The 21,844-nt window shown below is 71.4% G+C and carries 16 protein-coding genes; 11 read left to right on the forward strand and 5 right to left on the reverse strand.

Features of this window, described 5'->3' with window-relative positions; translation table 11 throughout:
• Positions 1 to 139 precede the first annotated feature (139 nt).
• On the forward strand, positions 140 to 3,508 hold the full coding sequence (locus tag B116_RS0104975) for a S8 family serine peptidase (RefSeq protein ID WP_027659372.1): 3,369 nt from the start codon (positions 140 to 142) through the stop codon (positions 3,506 to 3,508).
• A gap of 82 nt (positions 3,509 to 3,590) precedes the next feature.
• Here B116_RS0104975 and dapD read toward each other — a convergent pair whose 3' ends face one another.
• Positions 3,591 to 4,550 (reverse strand): 2,3,4,5-tetrahydropyridine-2,6-dicarboxylate N-succinyltransferase, encoded by a 960-nt coding sequence (gene dapD, locus B116_RS0104980; protein ID WP_027659373.1) that lies wholly within the window; start codon positions 4,548 to 4,550, stop codon positions 3,591 to 3,593.
• Positions 4,551 to 4,574: 24 nt separating this feature from the next.
• Here dapD and dapE point away from each other — a divergent pair, with 24 nt between their 5' ends.
• The 9 genes from dapE to nudC all read left to right on the forward strand — a co-directional run bounded on the left by dapE (position 4,575) and on the right by nudC (position 18,138).
• Entirely contained in the window at positions 4,575 to 5,648 is a 1,074-nt protein-coding gene (dapE, locus tag B116_RS0104985) for a succinyl-diaminopimelate desuccinylase (RefSeq protein WP_027659374.1), read from the forward strand.
• A gap of 50 nt (positions 5,649 to 5,698) precedes the next feature.
• On the forward strand, positions 5,699 to 6,550 hold the full coding sequence (locus tag B116_RS0104990; RefSeq protein WP_027659375.1) for an LOG family protein: 852 nt from the start codon (positions 5,699 to 5,701) through the stop codon (positions 6,548 to 6,550).
• Positions 6,551 to 6,552: 2 nt separating this feature from the next.
• Complete coding sequence (locus B116_RS0104995; protein WP_018720517.1) at positions 6,553 to 7,098, forward strand: LOG family protein; 546 nt, start codon at positions 6,553 to 6,555, stop codon at positions 7,096 to 7,098.
• A 158-nt stretch (positions 7,099 to 7,256) separates the two neighbouring features.
• Positions 7,257 to 10,763 carry an ATP-dependent helicase gene (locus B116_RS0105000; protein WP_027659376.1) on the forward strand — a complete coding sequence of 1,169 codons (3,507 nt, stop codon included), beginning with the start codon at positions 7,257 to 7,259 and terminating at the stop codon, positions 10,761 to 10,763.
• Complete coding sequence (locus B116_RS0105005; RefSeq protein ID WP_027659377.1) at positions 10,760 to 14,194, forward strand: ATP-dependent helicase; 3,435 nt, start codon at positions 10,760 to 10,762, stop codon at positions 14,192 to 14,194. Before B116_RS0105000 ends, B116_RS0105005 begins: the two co-directional genes overlap by 4 nt.
• A 114-nt stretch (positions 14,195 to 14,308) precedes the next feature.
• Positions 14,309 to 14,491, forward strand: coding sequence for a hypothetical protein (locus tag B116_RS0105010; protein WP_018720514.1), 183 nt, complete (start codon positions 14,309 to 14,311; stop codon positions 14,489 to 14,491).
• A gap of 52 nt (positions 14,492 to 14,543) precedes the next feature.
• The gene (locus tag B116_RS0105015; protein ID WP_027659378.1) at positions 14,544 to 15,854 is read left to right on the forward strand and encodes a M16 family metallopeptidase; all 1,311 of its coding nucleotides are present in this window, start codon (positions 14,544 to 14,546) and stop codon (positions 15,852 to 15,854) included.
• Positions 15,851 to 17,194: a M16 family metallopeptidase gene (locus B116_RS0105020; protein ID WP_018720512.1), complete on the forward strand. Its 1,344-nt coding sequence runs from the start codon at positions 15,851 to 15,853 to the stop codon at positions 17,192 to 17,194. Before B116_RS0105015 ends, B116_RS0105020 begins: the two co-directional genes overlap by 4 nt.
• Positions 17,191 to 18,138: an NAD(+) diphosphatase gene (gene nudC / locus B116_RS0105025; RefSeq protein ID WP_027659379.1), complete on the forward strand. Its 948-nt coding sequence runs from the start codon at positions 17,191 to 17,193 to the stop codon at positions 18,136 to 18,138. The genes B116_RS0105020 and nudC overlap by 4 nt, the downstream gene beginning before the upstream one ends.
• Before the next feature lie 165 nt (positions 18,139 to 18,303).
• Here nudC and B116_RS0105030 read toward each other — a convergent pair whose 3' ends face one another.
• From B116_RS0105030 to B116_RS0105040, 3 genes are all read right to left on the reverse strand, one after another.
• A complete protein-coding gene (locus B116_RS0105030; protein WP_027659380.1) occupies positions 18,304 to 18,579 on the reverse strand; it encodes a hypothetical protein in 276 nt (91 codons plus the stop codon).
• Between the two features lie 240 nt (positions 18,580 to 18,819).
• Positions 18,820 to 19,047, reverse strand: a complete 228-nt coding sequence (locus B116_RS0105035) for a DUF397 domain-containing protein (RefSeq protein ID WP_027659381.1) — start codon at positions 19,045 to 19,047, stop codon at positions 18,820 to 18,822.
• A gap of 71 nt (positions 19,048 to 19,118) precedes the next feature.
• The gene (locus B116_RS0105040; RefSeq protein ID WP_026321400.1) at positions 19,119 to 20,099 is read right to left on the reverse strand and encodes a helix-turn-helix domain-containing protein; all 981 of its coding nucleotides are present in this window, start codon (positions 20,097 to 20,099) and stop codon (positions 19,119 to 19,121) included.
• Positions 20,100 to 20,257: 158 nt separating this feature from the next.
• On the opposite strand from B116_RS0105040, the gene B116_RS0105045 reads away from it, so the two are divergent.
• Positions 20,258 to 21,562: an MFS transporter gene (locus B116_RS0105045; RefSeq protein WP_027659382.1), complete on the forward strand. Its 1,305-nt coding sequence runs from the start codon at positions 20,258 to 20,260 to the stop codon at positions 21,560 to 21,562.
• Here B116_RS0105045 and B116_RS0105050 read toward each other — a convergent pair.
• Positions 21,531 to 21,773 (reverse strand): mycoredoxin, encoded by a 243-nt coding sequence (locus B116_RS0105050; protein WP_018720506.1) that lies wholly within the window; start codon positions 21,771 to 21,773, stop codon positions 21,531 to 21,533. The two genes, B116_RS0105045 and B116_RS0105050, sit on opposite strands and share 32 nt — an antisense overlap.
• Positions 21,774 to 21,844: the final 71 nt, after the last annotated feature.

A 21,844-nucleotide genomic window follows, 5' to 3' on the forward strand; every position in this document is an offset into this window, starting at 1 on the left:
ATAGAACGTTATCTGCCGGATGCCGGGCCGTGCGCTTGGGAATGCAATTCTGCGCCTTGTCAATGCGACTCCCGTAGATGTAACGCTCGACGAGGAGGCCCCGTTGCACCGGAGAAGAATTACGGCCGTCATCGGCCTCGTGCTCACGCTGGCGTTGACCGCGCCGACCGCAGCTCCTGCCGCGCCGACCGCCGCTCCTGCCGCGCCGACCGCCGCTCCTGCCGCGCCGACCGCCGCTTCCGCCGGCACGGCGGAAGCCCCGAAGGCCGAGCCCAACCGGCTACACACCGTTACTTTGATCACCGGGGACCGAGTCACGGTGACCGCCACCGGCAACACCGAGGTACGTCCCGGCCCGGGCCGGGAGAATATGCGCTTCCTGATCGGCCACGGGCGCAGCGGCCAGCTCTCCGTGGTACCACAGGACGCGGTCGGGCTGATTCAGACAGATCGGGTCGACCGTCGGCTCTTCGACGTCACCGGGCTGATCGCCGCTGGCTACGACGATGCCCGTCGAGACACGCTGCCGCTGCTCGTGTCGTACCCGGACGTCCCGGGCAGTCGCCGTGCGGTCGTGCCGGCCGGCGCGCGGGTGACCCGCGACCTGCCGGCGATCAACGGCGCCGCGGTGACCGTCGGCAAGTCCGAAGCCGCCGCGATTTGGTCCGCGCTCAACGCGGATGTGGCCGACGTCCGGTTCGGCGCAGAAGAGGGCGTCGAGCGGCTCTGGCTCGACGGTCGTCGCACGATCAATCTCGACCACAGCGTCGGCCAGATCGGGGCTCCCGCCGCCTGGTCGGCGGGCCTCACCGGGACCGGGGTGACCGTGGCGGTGCTGGACACCGGCATCGATGCCACCCATCCGGACTTGATCGGCAAGATCGCTGCGGCGCGCAACTTCGCCGGGACGCCCGATGCCCGCGACACGGTGGGGCACGGTACCCACGTCGCCGCGACCATCGCCGGCAGCGGTGTCGCTTCCGAGGGCCGGTTCAAGGGCGTGGCACCCGACGCGACGCTGCTCGACGCCAAGGTTTGCCAGGAGGTCGGCTGTCCCGAGTCGGCCATCCTGGCTGGCATGCAGTGGGCCGCGGTCGACCACCAAGCTGACGTGGTCAACATGAGTCTGGGCGGGCCGGACGGCCCAGAGATCGACCCGCTGGAGGAGGCGGTCGCAGCTCTGACGGCGCAGACCGGCGCGCTCTTCGTGATCTCGGCCGGCAACGCCGGCGGAGACGGTACGGTGGGCTCTCCAGCCAGTACGGACGCCGCCCTGGCTGTCGGCGCGGTCGACCGGGAGGACGAACTCGCCGACTTCAGCAGCCGGGGGCCGCGAGCAGGTGACGACGCGCTGAAGCCCGACATCACCGCCCCCGGGGTCGACATTGTCGCCGCTCGTTCGGCCCAGGGTTTCATCGGTGAACCGGTAGGGGAGCACTACACCCGGCTCTCCGGTACCTCAATGGCCGCCCCGCACGTGGCCGGTGCGGCGGCGCTGCTCGCCCAACAGCATCCGGACTGGACGGCGGAGCAGCTCAAGTCGACGCTGATGGCGGCCGCCCGGCCGCATCCGGCGCAGACCGCGTACCAGCAGGGAGCCGGGCGGGTCGACCTGACCCGGGCGATCGAGCAGACGGTGACCAGCGATCCGGTCAGCGTCTCCTTCGGCCGGGTCCGCTGGCCACACGACGACGACCAGCCGGTTACCCGTACCGTCTCCTGGCGCAACTCGGGATCCAGCCCGGTCGCGCTCGATCTCACGGTCGAGGCGGCCGGCCCCGGCGGCCAACCGGCACCCGCCGGCATGTTCACGCTCGGTACGGATCGGATCACCATCCCGGCCGGCGGTCGGGCCGAGACCACCGTCACCGTGGACACCCGGCTGGGCGACGTCGACGGCTACTGGACGGGTCGGGTGCTGGCTCGCGCCGGCGACACCGTGGCGGTCACCCCGTTGGCGGTGAACCGTGAGGTGGAGAGCTACGACCTCACCCTGACCCACCGGGATCGGGCCGGAGCGGCGGCGACGGAGTACTGGACCAGCCTGGTCGGGCTGGATTCGTTCAGCTATTGGCCTGCCTACGACGCCGACGGGACGGTGGAGGTGCGGCTTCCGAAGGGCCGGTACGGGCTGAAGTCGACGATCTTCGAGCCGGCCGGGGAGGAGCCCGTCGGCGCCACCGATCTGGTCGCGCCGGAGCTGATGATCGACCGTGACCGAGCCATCACCGTGGACGCGCGGACCGCGAAGCCGATCCGGGTAACCGTCCCCCGGCGGGACGCGACGCCGGCCGTGGTCGGCATCAGCTCGTCCTTCTACAACGCCGACGGCGACTCCGTCAACCTCTCCCTGCGGGCGGCCGACTTCGACGACATCACCGTCGGTCAGATCGGGAACGGCAGCGTCTCCGACGAGATATTCGCCGCCACCATCAGTAGTCAGTGGGCCGATCTGGAGGCGGCACACAGCCCTTACCTGTACGCGCTCAGTGAGACGATCCCGGGACGGGCGCCCACCGGCTTCGTCCGGGACTATCGCAAGGGCGACCTCGCCACCGTGCAGCACCGGTTCCACGGTGGCTACGAGGGGATGGTCGCGGAGCGGTACGTCGTGGCCACACTGGAGCACCCCATCCTCGGGGCACTCGTCAGGCTGCCCACCACGGTGCCCGGCCAACGGGTCGAGTACTACAACACCAGGGGGGTGCGCTGGAGCGCCGTGATCAATTTTGACGCACCGGACCCGAAGGCGGCGTGGCAGGAGCCGACGGCCTGGCTGGCGTCCGAGCCGACAACGTACCGGGCCGGCCAAGTCACCCGGGAAACCTGGAACCAGGCGCCGCACGGGCCGTCCTTCCCCGTGCTGACCGTGGACGACCCGGCGGACGTCCTTCACGTGAGCCGGTTTGGCGACACCATTCACGCCGGTGTCCCGCTCTTCAGCGACGCCGCCGGCCACCGCGGCAACTCTCTGGAAGAGAGCGAGCGGATGCGGTTGTGGCGCGACGGGGAGTTGGTCGGCGAGTCGGAGGTGGCTCGTTTGGGCGAGTTCCCGGTGCCGCCGGCCGAGGCGGACTACCGGCTGACCGTCGAGGCGACTCGCAGCCTCACCGACCTCAGCACCGAGGTGGAGTCCACCTGGACCTTCCGTTCGGAACACGAGGCCGGTCCGGAACCGGTCCGGCTACCGCTGTCGTCGATCCGGTTCAACCCGCCGCTGGCCGCCGACAACAGTGCCCGCGCCGGTCGGCTGCTGCCGATCCCGGTCGAGGTGCGGCGCCAAACCGGTGCGGGCACCGCGACCGTCGCGAAGCTGACCGTTGACGCCTCGTACGACGGCGGGAAGACGTGGCGCACGGCACCCGTACGGCGTACGGGCGACGGCTGGACCGCCCTGGTCCGGCACCCCGACGAGGCACCGGGCCACGTGTCGCTGCGGGCCAGCGCCCGGGACACCGAGGGGAACACGGTGAGTACGCGAATCCTGCAGGCGTACCGCCTGAGGTGAGCCGTGGGGCGGGTCCGCGGATCTCCCGCGGGCCCGCCCCACGCCGTGCGGGTCAGGCCGCTCGCCGGGGGTGGTCAGCCGGTCAGTCGTTGGCGTGCAGCGCGGCGTTCAGCGCGATGCCCTGCCCGGTACGCGGCTTCGCCTCGAGCCCGCCGGTGACCGAGTTGCGCCAGAAGAGCAGACCGTCGACGCCGGACAGCTCGCGGGCCTTCACCACCCGACCGTCCGGCAGCGTGAGCTTGGAGCTGGCCGTGATGTAGCAGCCCGCCTCGACCACGCAGTCATCGCCGAGCGAGATGCCCACGCCCGCGTTCGCGCCGATCAAGCTCCGCTCGCCGATGCGGACCTTCTCGGTGCCGCCCCCGGAGAGGGTGCCCATGATCGAGGCGCCGCCACCGATGTCGGAGCCGTCCCCGATCACCACGCCCTGCACGATGCGCCCCTCGACCATGGAGGCGCCGAGCGTGCCGGCGTTGAAGTTCACGAAGCCCTCATGCATCACGGTCGTGCCGGAGGCGAGGTGGGCGCCGATTCGGACTCGGTCCGCGTCGGCGATCCGGACCCCGGAGGGCACCACGTAGTCGGTCATCCGGGGGAACTTGTCCACCCCGTAGACGGTCAGGTGGCGGCCGGCGGACCGCTCGATGACCCGCAGCTCGTCCACCCGCTCCGGCGGGCAGGGCCCGGCCGAGGTCCAGGCGACGTTGGCCAGCTTGCCGAAGATGCCGTCGAGGTTGAGTTCGTTGGGCCGCACCAGCCGGTGCGAGAGGAGGTGCAGCCGGAGGTACGCGTCCGCGGCGTCCTTGATCGGGTCGGCCAGCGAGCCGAGTACGGTCACCAGCTGGACGGTCCGAAGACCCGGCAGCGCCCGGTCGCCGACCGCTCCCGGCGGCAGGTCGAGGACATCCGCCTCATCCTCGCCCGGGACCAGCGGCAGCTCGCCGAGACCTAGCTTGCCGGTCGGGTACCAGGTTTCGAGCACCTGGTCGTCAGCGGTTACGGTGGCCAGGCCGATGCCCCAGGCAGACTGCGTAGTGGTCACCTCTGTGACGGTACCGTGCGGATTATGAAGAACCCCCTGACCCCCGAGGTCCTCGCTGATCCGGTGGCCCTGACCCGCGCTCTGGTCGACATCGAGTCCGTCTCCCGGAACGAGAAGGCGATCGCCGACTGTGTCGAGGATGTGCTGCGCGAGGAGCCGCACCTGACCACCTATCGGTACGGCAACACCGTGATGGCCCGTACCAGCCTTGGCCGGGACCAGCGGGTGGTGCTCGCCGGTCACCTCGACACGGTCCCGATCAACAACAACTTTCCGGCTACCCTGCGCGGCGACCTGATGTACGGCTGCGGCACCTCGGACATGAAGAGCGGGGTCGCGTACGCGCTGCACCTCGCGGTGACCCTGACCGAGCCCCGGTACGACGTCACGTACTTCTTCTACGAGGCGGAGGAGATCGAGTCGACGTACAACGGTCTCTTCCTCGTCTCCGAGGCGCACCCGGAGTGGCTCGCGGCCGACTTCGCGCTGCTGCTGGAGCCGACGCACGGGATCGTCGAGGCGGGCTGCCAGGGCACCCTGCGGGCATCCGTCGGCACCAGCGGTGTCCGGGCGCACTCGGCACGCTCCTGGCACGGCGTTAACGCGATCCACGCCGCTGGGGAGGTGTTGCGCCGGCTTGAGGCGTACGAGGCCCGCCGGGTGACTGTCGATGGTTGCGAGTACCGCGAGGGTATGAACGCGGTGCGCATCAACGGCGGGGTCGCTGGCAACGTGGTGCCCGACCGCTGCACGGTCGAGGTCAACTACCGGTTCGCGCCGGACCGTAGTCCAGAGCAGGCCGAGGCGCATGTGCGGGAGGTGTTCGCCGACTTCGAGGTGGCGATCACCGACTTGGCGGCTGGGGCGATGCCGGGGCTGGAGGCGGCGCCGGCGCAGGAGTTCCTGGCCGCTGTCGGTACCGCACCGGTCGGCAAGCTGGGCTGGACGGATGTCGCCCGCTTCGCGGCGCTGGGCACCCCGGCGCTGAACTTCGGCCCCGGGGACCCCAACCTCGCCCACCACCCGGACGAACACGTCGAGATTGGGAAGATCCGCGACGGTGCGGCCGTGCTGCGTCGCTGGCTCTCGGTCGCCTGAACGGCCCTGCTCCCCCCGCCCGTCGGCATATCTCCACTACGGTTGCCTGCATGAGCGAGAGCAACGGGCGGGAGGCAGCCGGTGCGGCCCAGCGGGACCAGCGCCGGGGCGCTGGGGTACCACGTCGGTCAGTGATCGGCGGCAGCACCGCCGATCAGCGGCTGCTCGACTCCCACCAACGCAGTGACTGGAAGACCCGGGACGCCTGGCGGGCGCTGCGGATCCTCTCCGAGTTCGTCGAGGGCTTCGACACCCTCTCCGATTTACAGCCAGCGGTGAGTGTCTTCGGTTCGGCACGGAGCTTGCCGGACAGCCCGGAGTGCCGGCTGGCCGAGCAGTTGGGTGGGGCGCTGGCCCGGGCCGGCTACGCGGTCATCACCGGTGGGGGGCCGGGGGTGATGCAGGCGGCCAACCGGGGGGCCAACGAGGCCGGCGGGCTCTCCGTCGGCCTGGGCATCGAGCTCCCCTTCGAGCAGGGCCTCAACGACTGGGTCGACGTGGCGATCGAGTTTCGGTACTTCTTTGCGCGTAAGACCATGTTCGTCAAGTACGCCCAGGCGTTCGTGGTGCTCCCGGGTGGCTTCGGGACGATGGATGAGCTGTTCGAGGCCCTCACCCTGGTGCAGACCGGCAAGGTGACCCGGTTCCCGGTGGTGCTGATGGGCACCGACTACTGGCGCGGATTGCTCGACTGGCTGCGGGACACGATGGCGGCCGAGGGCAAGATCGGGGCGATCGATCTTGACCTGATCTGCCTCACCGACGACGTGAACGCGGCCGTGCGGCACATCGTCGAGGCGGAGGCGGTGCTCTCTGCCGAGCAGGAGGCGATCCGCGAGGAGTCCGTCGCGGTCACCGCGGCCGAGCAGCAGGCCGCCGCCGACGAGAGGGATCGGGGCTGACCGTGGCGGCCATCTGTGTCTTCTGCGCCTCTTCCCGCACGCTTGACCAGCGTTTTCTGGACCTGGCAGCCGAGACCGGCGCGGAGCTGGCCCGCCGTGGTCACACGCTCGTCAGCGGTGGTGGCCGGGTCGGGATGATGGGGGCGGTGGCGGCCGGTGCGCGGACCGCCGGTGGACGGACGCTGGGCATAATCCCGCAGTCCCTGGTCGATCTGGAGGTCGCCGACCTCGCCTCCGACGAGCTGTTGGTCACCGAGTCGATGGCGGACCGTAAGACCATCATGATCGACAAATCAGATGCCTTCCTCACCCTGCCCGGTGGCCTCGGCACGCTGGATGAGCTCTTCGAGGTCTGGACGACCGCCACGTTGACGCTGCACCGCAAGCCGATGACGCTGGTGGACGCCGACGGCTTCTACCGCCCGCTGCTCGACTGGCTGGATGGCCTGGCCGGGCAGACCTTCCTGAAGCCGGCGGGGCTGGAGCTGCTTCCCGTCGTGGCGACCGTCCCCGCGGCCCTCGATCTCCTGGAATCCCGGCTGAGCTGAGCGCCACCGCACGGCTCTGCGCCACCGCACGGCTCTGCGCCGTGGTCGGTTCTGCGGAAGCGTGGCGTGACGCTTCGCCGGGGTTGCGCGGCAGGTCCGGGCGCCCGGTGGGCGTGGGCGGGTGTGGATCTGTCAGCCGGGTCTGGTGGGATGGGGGGATGCAGGCATACCGGCTGGTGCGCCGGTCCGGCGGGCCGGCGGGGGAACCCACTCTGGCGGGCGAGCACACCCTGCTGGGGGAGCATGGCCGGTTGGGCGGGCGGATCGACGACCCCCAGCAGGCGGAGGTGATCGGACACACCATCGGGCCGATGCTGGTGCTCGGTGGGCCGGGCACCGGCAAGACCGCCACTCTGGTCGAGGCGGTCGCCGCGCGGGTAGCCGAGGGGGTGGATCCCGAGCGCATCCTGGTGCTCACCTTCAGTCGTCGACAAGCCACCGGCCTGCGCCAGCGCATCGAGGCCCGGATCGCCGGCGCCGGCCACCGGGTGCTGCGGGAACCATTGGTGCGCACCTTCCCGGCGTACGCGTTCGGGCTGCTGCGCCGGGCCGCCGCGGAACGCGGCGAACCCTCGCCTCGGCTGCTCACCGGCCCAGAGCAGGATCTGATCATTCGGGAACTGCTGGACCTGGTGGGCGAGGAACCGGAGGCCGATCCGGTGGGCTGGCCGGAGGACCTGCGCCCGGCCTTGCGTACCCGCGCCTTCGCCACCCAGCTGCGGGACCTGCTGATGCGTGCCGCCGAGCGGGGCGTCGGTCCGGTGGAACTGGCCCGGCTGGGTGAGCGGCTCGGCCGGGCCGACTGGCCGGCCGCCGCCCGGTTCCTCCGGGAGTACGTCGCCGTGCTCGCGCTGCGCGATGTCGGCAACCGCGGTTCGATCGCCTACGACCCGGCCGAGCTGGTCCGCGCCGCCACGGGAATGCTGCTCGACGATCCGGCGCTGCTGGCCGCGGAGCGGCGCCGGCTGGTGCATGTCTATGTGGACGAGTACGCCGATACCGACCCCGCCCAGCAGGAGCTGCTGGCGACCGTGGCGGGGGGCGGCAAGGCGCTGGTCGTCCTCGCCGACCCCGACTCGTCCACGTACGCCTTCCGCGGTGCCGACCCGGGCGGTGTGGTGACCTTCCCGCACCGATTCCGAACCGCCTCCGGGGCGCCGGCCGCGCAGGTCGTCTTCACCACGTCGTACCGGGCCGGTCCCCGGCTGCTGGCGGCGCAGGCACGGCTGGCCCGCCGGCTGCGCGGCCCGGCCCGGCACCGGCGGACCCGGGCACTACCCGCAGCGACGGCGGGCACGGCGGAGGTCCATACGTTCCGCTCCGCCGCCAGCGAAGCGGCCTGGCTGGCGCATGCGCTGCGGGCGGCGCACCTGCTCGACGGGGTGCCCTGGTCAGAGATGGCCGTGTTGGTGCGCTCCACCGGGCAAGCACTGCCCTCGCTGCGGCGCGCCCTGCACGCCGCCGGGGTGCCCACCGTCGTGCACGGCGAGGACCTACCGCTGCACCTGCAACCGGCGGTCGCCCCGCTGTTGCTGCTGTTGCGCTGTGCGCTCGCCCCGGACCGGCTCGACGAGGAGGCGGCCGTCGCTCTGCTGCACTCGCCGTTGGGCGGGGCGGATCCGCTGGCGGAACGGCGGCTGCGGCAGGGGCTGCGGGTCATGGCTTTGGCCGCCGGCGACCGGCGGCCCTCCGGTGAACTGATCGTCGAGGCGCTGCGGGACCCGGCCGAGTTGGCCGGCATCGACCGGCGGTGGGCGGAGCCGGCGCAGACGGTGGCCGGTCTGCTGGCGGTCACCCGGGAGACGGCCGCCCGGCCCGGTGCGACCGCTGAGGAGGTGCTCTGGGCGGTGTGGCGGGCCAGTGGCCTCGCCGAGCTCTGGTCCGCGGCGTTGGGCCGCACGCCGGCGGCGGCCGGGGAGGGTGAGGTTGCCCGGCGTCGCCGCGCCGAGGCGGCCGACCGGGACCTGGACGCGGTGCTGGTGCTCTTCGACGCTGCCGCCCGGTTCACCGACCGGCTGCCGGGGGCGCGGGTTGAGGTCTTCCTGGACCATGTGCTCGGGCAGGACCTACCCGCCGACACCCTCGCCCCGACCGCGGACCGGGGCGACGCGGTCCGGCTGCTCACCGCACACGCCGCGAAGGGGCTGGAGTGGGATCTGGTCGCCATCGCCGGAGTGCAGGAGGGCGTCTGGCCCGACCTGCGGCTGCGCGGCAGTCTGCTCGGGTCGGAGCGCCTCGTGGACGTGCTTGCCGGCCGCTCGGTCGGTGCGGGGCAGCGGGCTTCCGTCGTTGGCCAGACCTCGGCCCTGCTAGACGAGGAGCGGCGGCTCTTCCACGTCGCGGTGACTCGGGCGCGGCGTCGGTTGCTGGTCAGCGCCGTCGCCAGCGCCGCCGTGGGCGGCGACGACCACGACGAGCAGCCGAGCCGGTTCCTGCATGAACTCGGCGTGGCCCACCCCCGACCGGCCGAGGGCGCGGGGCCCGGCGAGGGTGCGGGACCGGATGGAGGTGCGGGACCGGATGGAGGTGCGGGACTGGCCGAGGGTGCGGGACTGGCCGAGGGCGTGGGACCGGCCGAGGGTGCGGGATCGGATAGCGGCGTGGGACCGGCCGAGGGCGCGGGAGCGGACGACGCCGGGGCGGCCACGTTGCCGCTGAGCCGGCCGCCCCGGGCGCTCACCTTGGCGTCGCTGGTGGCGGAGTTGCGTACCGCGGTGACCGACCCGAGCGCGCCGCTGCTCCGGCGGCGGGCGGCCGCGGCCGAGCTGGCCCGGCTCGCCGCCGAGGGGGTCGCCGGGGCGCACCCGGATGACTGGTGGGGGCTGCGTCCACTCTCCGACGAACGGCCGCTGGTCGCCGATGGTGAGCCGGTGCGGGTCACCCCGTCCGGGATGGAGAGCGCCCTGCGGTGCAGCCTGCGCTGGCTGCTCGAACGCCATGGTGGTGGCGCGCCGGCCAGCGCGGCGCAGGGGGTGGGAAACCTGGTGCACGCCGCCGCGATGCTGGCCGAGAACGCCAGCTCGGACCGGCGGGCGTTGCTCGACTACGTGGCGGCCCGATTCGACGCGATCGAGTTGGCGGCCCGCTGGATGGTCGGCCCGGAGCAGGCCCGTGCCGAGGCGATGGTGGATAAGCTGCTGCGCTGGCTGGCCACCAACCCGCGCCGGCTGCTCGCCATCGAGCACGAGTTCGCCGTCCGACTGGACGATCCACGCCACCCGGTCGATTTGGTCGGCCGGGTGGACCGGCTGGAGGTTGATCCGGACGGACGGCTCGTGGTGGTTGATCTCAAGACCGGCAAGTCGACCGCGGTGACCGCAGCGGACCTCACTGAGCATCCACAGCTGGGCGCGTACCAGGCGGCGGTCGAGGCGGGCGCGTTCGCTGAATTCGGGACCGAGTCTGGGGGAGCATCCCTGGTGCAGCTCGGCACCGGCGCCAAGGAAGCCCGGGAACAGGCCCAACCGCCGGCCGGCGAGGGGCCGGCAGCCGGCTGGGCGACCGCCTTGGTCCGGCGTACCGCCGAGACGATGGCCGCTGCCACCTTCGCCGCGGTCGCCAACTCGAAGTGTCGGGTCTGCCCGGTGCGCACCAGCTGCCCGGTGTCCGGGCAGGGGCGTCAGGTCGTCGAACCGCCCAGTACTCGCCCCCCGGAGGGCCCGTGACCCAGCCGACCTTGTTCAGCGCGGCGACCCCGACTCCCCGACGGGCCGATGCCGGGCCCCGGTACACCCCGGTCGAGTTGGCGAAGCTGCTGAGGCTGCCGGCGCCCACCCGGGAACAGGCGGCGATCATCGCCGCCCCGGTGGAGCCGCTGCTCGTCGTCGCGGGCGCCGGTTCCGGCAAGACCGAGACGATGGCCGCCCGAGTGGTCTGGCTGGTGGCCAATTCGTACGTCCGACCGGAGCAGGTGCTCGGTCTGACGTTCACCCGCAAGGCCGCCGGGGAGCTGGCGCACCGCGTTCGGACTCGGCTCGGTCAGCTTGTTCGCCGGCTCGGGCGCAGTGGGCGAAACCCGCTCGACGATCCGTTCTCCGGTGAGCCGACGGTCGCCACTTACCACTCGTACGCCGGGCGGGTGGTGACCGAGCACGGGCTGCGCGCTGGGTACGAGCCCGCTACCCGGCTGCTCACCGAGGCGTCCCGCTGGCAGCTTGTTGACCTGATCGTGCGTACCTACGACGGCGACATGTCCGAGGTGGACCGGATGCCGAGCACGATCACCGACGCGGTGCTGGCCCTCGCCGGTGAGTTGGACGAGCACCTGGTCGAACCGGACCAGCTGGCGGCCTGGACCGGGCGGTTCTTCGCCGACGTGCAGTCCCGCCCCGGCCGTGTCTACGCCGACGTGCGTCGGGCGCTCACCCTCGCACAGGTCCGGTTGAAGCTGCTGCCGCTGGTCCGGGCGTACGCCCGGCGCAAGGAGGATTTCGAGGCGATGGACTTCGCCGACCAGTTGGCCCGGGCGGCCCGGGTCGCCCGGGACCATCCGGTGGTCGGTGAGGTCGAGCGGGATCGCTACCGGGTGGTGCTGCTCGACGAGTATCAGGACACCAGCCACGCCCAGGTAGTGCTGCTGAACGCGCTCTTTGGTGGCGGGCACCCGGTGACCGCGGTCGGTGACCCCTGTCAGTCGATCTACGGCTGGCGTGGGGCGAGTGCGGGCACTCTCGACCGGTTCCGCACTGAGTTCGCCCAGGCTGATGGCGCTCCGGCTCAGGTCCGCACCCTGACCACCAGCTGGCGCAACCGACCGGAGATCCTGGGGGTGGCGAACGCCCTCGCCGTCCCGCTCCGCGCCGCCGGTGCCCGGGTGCCGGAGCTGCGTGCCGCACTCAGCGTCAAGGAACCGATCCCGCACCGCACTCCCCGTGGGGTCGCCGCCGGGACTGTCCACTGTGCATTATTGAATACCTACGCGGATGAGGCGAACTGGATCGCCGACAGCCTGCTGCGCGCCTGGCAGGGGGCGGCGGGGATGCCCGGCGCGTTGCCCGAGCACCTCCCGGTCGTGGCGCGCCCCACCACCGCGGTGCTGGTCCGGCTGCGTAGCCAGATCCCGGCGATCGAGTCGGCGCTGCGGGCCCGGGGCCTGCCGGTTGATGTGGTGGGGCTGGGCGGCCTGCTGGACACGCCGGAGGTGCGGGACGTCGTCTGCACCTTGCGGGTGCTGGCCGACCCGACGGATGGGGCAGCGCTGCTTCGATTGCTAACCGGTGCCCGGTGGCGGATCGGGCCGCGGGATCTGGTGGCCCTGCACCGTCGGGCTCGGGCCATCGCCGCTGCGCGCCGGCAGCTCGCGGCGGATGACGAGCCCGAGATCGTCCCGGATGTGCTGGACGAGGCGACGCTGGTGGAGGCCCTGGCCGATCTGGGGCCGGCGCCGGCGTACTCGGCGGAGGGCTATGCCCGGCTCCGCGCCGCCGCCCAGGAGCTGGGCCTGCTGCGTTACCGGCTGGACCAGTCGCTGCCAGACCTGATCGCGGACGTCGAGCGGACGATCGGCCTGGACGTGGAGGTGGCGGTGCGCGCCGGCCGGGATGGGGCCGGCGATGCTGGACTGGCCCGGGGACACCTGGATGCGCTCGGTGATGTCGCGGCCCGGTTCAGTGGGGAGACGCCGGGCGCTACGCTCTCGGCCTTCCTGGCCTACCTGGCAGCGGCGGAGGACGAGGAGCGCGGGCTCGCCCCCGGTGAGGTGGAGGTGGTCGAGGGGGCGGTACAGGTTCTCACCGCGCACGCGGCCAAGGGCCTGGAGTGGGACATCGTGGCGGTGGCGGGGCTCAGCCGCGGGGTATGGCCGGGCCCGGTACGTAACTCCGATCACTGGCTGGGCGGGCTGGGGGTACTGCCGTTCCCGCTGCGCGGTGATGCCGACGGGTTGCCGGCGTTGGCGCTGGCAGCGGCGGAGGAGCAGCGCGGGGTGGCGCAGGCCCTGGCGGACTTCACCGCTGCGTGGCGGGCGCACGACGAGCGGGAGGAGCGGCGGTTGGCGTACGTTGCGGTTACCCGCCCCCGCCGGCTGCTGCTCTGCTCCGGGCATTGGTGGGGGGAGGGCACCAAACGCCCGCGCGGCCCCTCCGCGCTCCTGCGTGACGTGCATCAGGCCTGCCGGGACGGGGGTGCTGGGCAGGTGGTGGACGAGTGGGCCGCCGAGCCCGCCCCAGACGCGGTGAATCCCACGACCGAGGTGGTGCTTCAGGCGGAGTGGCCGGCTGACCCGTTGGGTGCCCGTCGACCAGTGCTCACCGAGGCAGCCACGTTGGTCCGGCGCTATTTGACGGATGGGGTGCCGACCCGGCCGACACCCGGCGGCGTGGCTGCGGCCGAACCCACGGGGCCGGGTGTGGGCGATCCGGTTGTGGGGGACCCGGGTGGTGCCGACCCGGAGGTGGCGCGTTGGCGCCGGGAGGCCGATCTGCTGCTGGCCGAGCGGGCCGAGCTGACCCGGCAGGCTGGCGCGATTGAGGTCGCGCTGCCCGCTGCGCTCTCGGTCACCCAACTGGTGGCGCTGCGCCGGGACCCGGCGGCCCTGGCCCGGTCACTGCGCCGACCCCTGCCCACCGAGCCGAACCCGTACGCTCGTCGGGGTACCGCCTTCCATACCTGGTTGGAGCAGCGGTTCGGGGCTGGCCGACTGCTCGACGTGGACGAGTTGCCCGGTGCGGCGGACGCGGACGCCGCACCGGACGAGGCGCTTGCCGAACTCCAGGAGCGTTTCCTTGCCAGTGAGTGGGCGGATCGGACGCCAGCCGAGGTCGAGGTGCCGTTCGCGACGGTGATCGCCGGAGTGGTCGTCCGGGGCCGGATGGACGCGGTCTTCGGCCGGCCCGGGGGCCGGTTCGATGTGGTGGACTGGAAGACCGGTCGGCAGCCCGTCGGAGCGGCTGCCGCGGCGGCAGCGGTGCAGCTCGCCGTCTATCGACTGGCCTGGGCGGAGCTGGCGGGAGTTTCGGTTGCGCAGGTGGGCGCGGCGTTTCACTACGTCCGGGGTGGGGTGACAGTGCGGCCGGTGGACCTGCTGGACACGGCGGGTCTCACCGCGTTGATTGACTCGGTACCGATACGTGGGGCTGAGGGAACCACCGTTGGCTGAGTCCACAATTAGCGCTGGATGGGTCCGAATGGTGACTGTAGCCGGCGGTGGGGCCGGTGAGGCTGGTTCGAGGGGGATGACACCGGCCGTCCGCTCGGTGTGGGAGGGGAATGAATGACAGGGCAAGGCAGCCTGAACGCGGTACGGGAACTGCTGTTGGTAACGGCGGTCGCCGTGGTCGGGGTGCTGCTCGCCCTGATCGTTGTCTTCAGCCCATGGCACCCCGGGCCGGACAAGGCCGCGCCGGCGGCCCCGGTTGAGCTACGCAGCCCGGAACCGACGGCGACCGAGGGCTGAGTCCGGTGGGAGGCCATCGGCGTGTCGACGCGGACGGGTTAGGGTCGAACGCGTGTCGACCAACAGAGCGACGATTCCAGCGACGAGTTATCCCGTCGAGCGACTCACACTCGACAACGGCCTGCGGGTGGTGCTCACCCCGGACCGCAGCGCCCCGGTGATCGGGGTGGCAGTCGTCTATGACGTCGGCATCCGCTCCGAGCCCGAGGGACGTACCGGCTTCGCGCACCTCTTCGAACACCTGATGTTCCAGGGTTCAGAGAACCTGGAGAAGTTGGCCCACTTCCGGCACGTACAGGGGGCGGGTGGCACCTTCAACGGCTCCACCCACCTGGACTACACCGACTACTACGAGACGTTGCCGGGCAACGCCCTCGAACGGGCCCTCTTCCTTGAGGCGGACCGGATGCGCGGCCCCCGGTTGACCGAGGAGAACCTGCGCAACCAGGTTGACGTGGTCAAGGAGGAGATTCGGGTCAACGTGCTCAACCGGCCGTACGGCGGGTTTCCCTGGCTCACCCTGCCACCGGTGCTCTTCGACACCTTCCCTAACGCGCACGACGGCTACGGGTCCTTCGCCGACCTCGAGTCGGCGACGGTGGCCGACGCCGCCGACTTCTTCCAGCACTACTACGCCAGCGGTAACGCGGTACTGGCGGTCAGCGGCGACATCGACGTAGCCGAGGCGGTCGAGCTGGTCGAGCGGCACTTCGGCGAGGTGCCGGCCCGGCCGGCACCGCCCCGGCCGAGCTTCGTCGAGCCGGACCTGGCCGCCGAGCGGCGGGTGTCGTACACCGATCGGCTGGCCCCACTGCCGGCGGTCGCCTCGGCGTGGCGGGTGCCGGACCCGATCGGCGACTTCGCCGGCTACCTCCCGTACGCGGTGCTCGCCGAGGTGCTTACCGACGGGGACGCCGCCCGGTTGGTCGAACGGCTGGTCCAGCGGGACAGGTCGGTCACCAGCATCGGTGGCTACCTGGGCTTCATGGGGGACCCGTTCGATGTCCGCGATCCGACGGCCCTCCTGCTCCAGGCGCATCTGCCACCCGACGGTGACGTAGACAAGGTGCTGCAGACGGTGGATGAGGAACTGGACCGACTGGCCACCGACGGGCTGGCCGACGGTGAGTTGGCCCGTACCCAGGCTCGGATGGCCACGCACCTGTTGCGCGACACGGACGCGGTGCTCGGCCGGGCCCTGCGGATGGCCGTCCTAGAGCAGCAACGCGGCGAGCCTGGCTTGCTCAACGAGTTGCCCCGCCTGGTCGGCGAGGTCACCGAGGAGTCGGTCCGCGCCGCCGCCGCCACGCTGCGCCCACAGCGCCGGGCCACCGTCGAGGTGCTCGCGGGGGCGGACCAGTGAGCGGCGCGATGACGACCGCGCCGCGCGCTCTACCGCCGCTCGGTCCAACCCGGAAGCTGAAGCTGCCCAAGCAGGCCGAGCGTACGCTCGGCAACGGTCTCACCGTGATCGCGGTCCGCCGGCCGGCGGTGCCCCTGGTCGAGGTGCGGCTCGGAATGCCGTTCGGGCGGGTGCACCCGGCCCGGGCCGCGATGCTCGCACAGACCCTGCTCTCCGGTACGACGACGTTGACCGGGGTACAGGTCGCCGCGGAGTTGCAGAAGGTCGGCGGTGGGCTCTCGGCCGGAGTTGACCCAGACCGGTTGATGGTCTCCGGCGCAGGCCTGGTGACCGGCCTCGACCGGATGTTGGAGCTCCTGGCCGATGTGCTGACGGCGGCGGCCTATCCGGCCGACGAGGTCGCCACCGAGCGGGACCGGCTGGTCGACCGGATCCAGTTGGCCCAGTCTCAGCCCGGGCACCTGGCCCGTACCGCCCTACTCAAACGGATCTACGGCCGGCACCCGTACGCGGTGCAGACGCCGAGCCCGGACCAGGTCCGCGCGGTGCGTCCGAACGTGCTGCGGAAGCTGCATGACGAGCGGGTGCATCCGACGGGTGCGGTCCTGGTGTTGGTCGGGGACGTCCAGCCGGAACGGGCGTTGGACGCGGCCGAGCAGGCGCTCGGCGGATGGAATGGTGCCGGGCAGGTCATCGAGCTACCCGCCACGCCGCCGTTGGAGCCGGGGCCGCTGCTCCTTGTTGATCGCCCCGGATCGGTGCAGTCGTCGCTGCGGATGGCGTTGCCGGCGGTGCCGCGTACCGACCCCGACCACGCCGCCCTGCAACTCGCGAACCTAATCTTCGGTGGTTACTTCTCATCCCGTTGGGTGGAGAACATTCGCGAGGATAAGGGCTACACGTACGGGCCGCACTCGTTGGTCGAGCACTCGGTCGCCGGGTCGGTCCTGCTCGCCGCCGCCGAGGTGGCCACCGACGTAACCGGGGCGGCACTGCTGGAGACCCAGTACGAGTTGGGTCGGCTGGCCTGCGTCGCACCGGGCGCGGAGGAGTTGGAGCAGGCCCGCCAGTACGCTCTCGGTACGCTCCAACTCGGCATCTCCACCCAGGCCGGGCTGGCGGCGCTGACCAGCGCGTACGCGGGTAGCGGCCTGCGTCTGGACTTCTTGGCCGAGCACGCGGCTCGGCTGGCGAAGGCGACGGTGGCTGATGTCGCCGACGCGGCGGCCCGATACCTTGCCCCGGCCCGGGCGGTCACGGTCGTGCTGGGGGATGCGCAGCGGGTCGCCGGGCAGTTGGGGACGTTGGCTGAGGTTGTGACCGAACCGGCGGTTCCGTGACGGCCGGTGGACCGACCCCTTCGTTGGCCTGCCCCACCCTGGACCGGGCCGCGCACCGGCGTACCGATCCCGACTGGTTGGGTCAGGCCTGGGGACGGTGTCGGGTACTCGTGCTGGACAGCGGCGACGGGGGGCGGGCGTTGGTGTCAGCCGAACCGGAGTCGCCGGTGTTGGTGCTGGTCGGCCCGGAGGATGTGCCGGAGGAGGCGGCCCTGCGGGCAGTGTTCCTTGGCGTCGAGCCGGACGGCGGAGCAGTGTTCACGGTGGACGCGCCCCTGCCGGTGCTCCCCGGCACCCGCGCGGCGCACCTGCTGGAGGTCGGCCACCTGCTGACCGACCGGGACGCGGGCCTGCTCACCACCGGTCTGGCGCTGCTCAACTGGCACCGTGGGCACCAGTACTCCCCGCGGACCGGGCAGGCCACCACGATGGATGAGGCCGGCTGGTCCCGGGTCGCCCCGGCGGGGGAGCGGATGTGGCCGCGAACCGATCCGGCGATGATCGTCCTGGTGCACGACGGGGGGTCCGGTTGGGATGGGCGCTGCCTGTTGGGTAACAATGCCGCCTGGCCGCGGGTGCCGGGTGAGCTGCGCTTTTCCTGCCTCGCGGGCTACGTGGAGCCCGGGGAGTCGGCCGAGGCGGCGGTACTGCGTGAGGTACGCGAGGAGGTTGACGTCCCGGTCACGGACATCACGTACGTGGGTAGCCAGGCCTGGCCGTTCCCTGGTTCGTTGATGTTGGGTTTCCAGGCGGTGGGCGACCCACGGCGTCCAATGCGGGTCGACCCAGCGGAGATAGCGGCGGCCCGCTGGTTCACCCGGGCCGAGGTCGACGCGGCGCTGGCTGGGCAGCGCGTTGACGTTCAGGGCGATCGGCTGGTCCTGCCGCCGTCGTCTTCGATCGCGTCCTTCCTGCTGCGCTACTGGCTCGACGGCCACTGTTGAGAGCGGGGTAGGCGCCGCTAGCCGGCGGTGGCCAACCCCGAACGTGGTCCCGGCCCGCGACCGCCGTTGCCGCGACGGTCACGGGCCGGGGACCGTGCCGTCGAGACCGGCTGGGGCGAGGAGCGCGGCGGGAGAGCCGGGCCGGTTCGACGGACGGGTAGCCGCTCAGCTGCCCCGGTCGTCCGGCCAGCTTGGCCAGGCGGACGGGGGTTCGTCGAGCGGAAGCACCTTGACCCGTTGTCGGCCGGCCCGGACCGCGCCGACCGCGGCGAGGGCACGGGCGAGCACGAGTGCGGCTTCGCGGTCGTCGGCGTGGACGACCTGCCGGCGTGGCTCGGGCGCGACGGTCTCGTCGCGTAGCCGGCCCCCGTCGGCCCAGGCGGCGGTGAGGTCCACGTCAGCCGCCGCGCGGACATCGGTGCGAACGATCAGGAACCGCATGTCGGTCTCCGGATGTGTGCCGCGACGATCGGGAACGGAGTGGAAGTTCCACGTCACTGCGGGTCATGCTACGCCGCGTAGCGGGCCTGGCAACCGAAATGCCGCGATCGGCCGGCAGAGTGGCCGATCGGTCGAGGGCGTCCGGACCGGGGTGCCCGAACTGAGGCGCCGCCCGGCGTTCGTAGACGATGCGGGGCCGCCGGTGGACGTACTCACCGGCGGCCCCGACGGAGTTTCGGGTCAGATTCGGTCGAGCCGGCCGTCCTTGGTCGCGGCCAGGAAGCTCCGCCACTCGCCTCGGTCGAACAACAGCACCGGACCGCTCCGATCCTTGCTGTCCCGCAGCGCCACCATGGCTGGCATCGGTGCTACCTCGACGCAGTTTGAGGTCTGGCTGCGGCTGCTCTTTCGCCACGTCATCCGCGCCAGGTCGGGGACGGCGGTCGGCGTGTCATGGATCTCGTTCATGGTTGCACTCCTGTGTGAACCGGCCGATGGACGAGTAGTGCCCGCACGGACCGACGTTGAGTGCCGGTGGGTCAGCGTTCCGTCAATCGCCCGGGGCGCCGGCGACGCTGGGCCGGCGGTGTTGCCGCCCCGAACGCCGCTGCCGACGAGGGTGCTGCATCGAATGGCTGTTCCCTGGCTGTATTCAGCCAGGAGAGAGTGTCCGATGCGGGGAGTGCTGCCGTGCATAACCACTCAAAGACCACTTTATAGCGATTTAGGATTTTTGCCTCGGTTGACATGGTGTTCAAGAACCCGCTTTCGATCGCCAAGGTCTCGGGATCCTGCAGGTCGGTGAATCGGTAGAGGGAGAAGGCCGTCGGTGGCAGGTACCAACCGCTCGCCTGGGTATCCCGAGGCAGCACATGCAGCGTGACGTTGGGCAGCATGGCCAACTCGTAGAGCTGCGTAAGCTGCTCCCGCAGTACGTCGGCCGGCCCGGCCCGCCCCCCGAGTGCCGTCTCCTCGACCACGGCCGTATATCGGGGTGCGTCCGGTCCCCGGGTAAGCAGCGACTGTCGGGCCAGCCGGGCGCCCACCTCGGTCTCGATGTCCTCGGTGCCATCCGGCTCACCTGCCGCTGCGTCGACATCCCGGGCGGAGGCGATTCGGATGCGGGCGTAACCGGGCGTCTGGAGTAGCCCCGGTACGAGCAGTGGGTGATACTCCGAGATCTCCACACAGCCCGCCTCCAACTCGGCGAAGCCGCGCTGTTGCGGAGTCATGACCGGGTAGTTCCGAAGCCAGCCACGGATGTCGCCGGCCTCACCGGTGATGGTCAGCAACTCCTCCCGTAGCGTCACGTCCACCCGGTAGAGATCGAGCAGTGCCCGGACATCCTGCGGGTCCGGCCGGCTGCGGCCATTCTCCAGGCGAGACAGTTTGGAAGCGGAGGCCCAACCGACCCGCTCGACCACCTGGTCCCCGGTGAGGCTGGTGGTCTCGCGCAGTCGACGCAGTTCATTGCCCAACCTGCGACGCCGCAGGATAGGACTGGGTGCGACTGGAGGCACGTGTCCTCTTTTCCGTAGACCGTCGTAGATGCGACGGTAACTCTCTGAATTCGCCCCTAACCCTCAGTATGGAACGACGCGGCCGGTGCCGGAGGTTCTGGCGGGGGCGTGTCTCGACCAAAGGCGGCACACCGTGTACCACTTCCGACGGAGGGTAGATGCGTACCGTCCTGCGCCGCCCGGACTTCCGGCTGCTCTTCGGTGGACTGGTGGCCAGCATGACCGCCGAGTCGATCCTGCTGCTCGCGCTCGCTATCTGGGTCAAGGAACTGACCGGGTCGAGTGGACTGGCCGGGGCCACCATCTTCGCGATCATCGCCCCAATGACGCTGGCCCCGTTGGTCGGCTGGGTCGTCGACCGGTATCCGCGCCGGCCCCTGTTCGTGGCCGCCAACCTGGTCACGGCCGTCCTACTCACCCCGTTGTTCGCCGTCGGGGACCGTACCGACCTCTGGCTCATCTACCTGGTCGCGATCTTCTACGGACTCTCGTACATCACCCTCAGCGCGGTGCTCAGCGGCCTCCTGCGGCACCTGGTGCCGGTGGAGTTGCTGGCCGACGCGAACGGCGTGCTACAGACGGTGCGGCAGGGGTTGCGGTTGGTCGGCCCGCTCGCGGGGGCTGCCCTCTACACCGCTGTCGGCGGTGGACTGTTGGCGGGCGTGGCGATAGTCGGCTTCATGGCCGCGGCGGTGCTGGTGGGCCTGCTCCGGGTGAGCGAACCGCCCCGGTCGCGGTCAGGACGGTGCTGCCGCCCGGGCTGCACCCAACCCTGCACTTGGGCGAGGCGACCGCGTTGCACGTCGCGTTGCACGTCGCGCTGGTCGGCCGAGCTCGGTGCTGGCCTGCGGTACCTGGCCGGCGAGCCGGCGCTGCGCCGGGCACTGCTCGGCTACGGTCTCGGTTCACTGGTGATGGGCTTCAGCGAGTCGTTGATCTTTGCCTACGTTGACCACGGGCTTCGCCGCGATGCGGCGTTCGTAGGGGTGCTCGTGACCGTGCAGGGGGTCGGTGGCCTCGCTGGTGGACTGATCTCGCCCGGCGTGATCCGGCGGATGGGAGAGGTCGGCGCGCTCGCCGTGGGGGTGGCGCTGTTCGGGTCAGCCGCGCTGACGCTCTCCTACCCCAACCTCTGGCTGGGCTGCGCCGCTGTCCTGCTGGCTGGGGTCTCCCTGCCGCTCACCATGGTCGGCCTGCACACGCTGATTCAGCGGCGTACGCCGGCACCGCTGATCGGCCGGGTCGCGGCCGGTGCCGATGCGGTGGTCAGCGGCCCGCGGGCCGTCTCGATCGGGGGCGGCGCACTGCTCGTCGGCGTCTTCGACTACCGCCTGCTCTTCGTGGTGGTGGGCCTGATCACCCTACTTGCCAGCGGCTACCTCTGGGGTGGGCGCCGGTTGAGCCATCCGGCCCAGCCGGCACCCGTACCGATCAGGCGGAGATCCCCGACAGGTGCTCCTTGACCTGCCGGATGGTGGGGTTGGTCAGCGCGCTGCCGTCCGCGAAGCGCAGCGTCGGCACGGTCTGGTTGCCGCCGTTGACGCTCATCACGAACGCGGCGGCCTCCGGCTCCTGCTCGATGTCGACCACCTCGTACCCGATGCCCTCCCGGTCCAGCTGTGACTTCAGCCGGTGGCAGTAGCCGCACCAAGGCGTGGAGTACATCGTCAACATCGTCAGACCTCCAAGGGGGCTGGATCGTGATTCGAGCCAGGCTAACTGCACCAACGTTGGGAGCGGCTGGA

The sequence above is a fragment of the Salinispora fenicalii genome, assembly GCF_000514815.1.
Lineage (GTDB): Bacteria > Actinomycetota > Actinomycetes > Mycobacteriales > Micromonosporaceae > Micromonospora > Micromonospora fenicalii.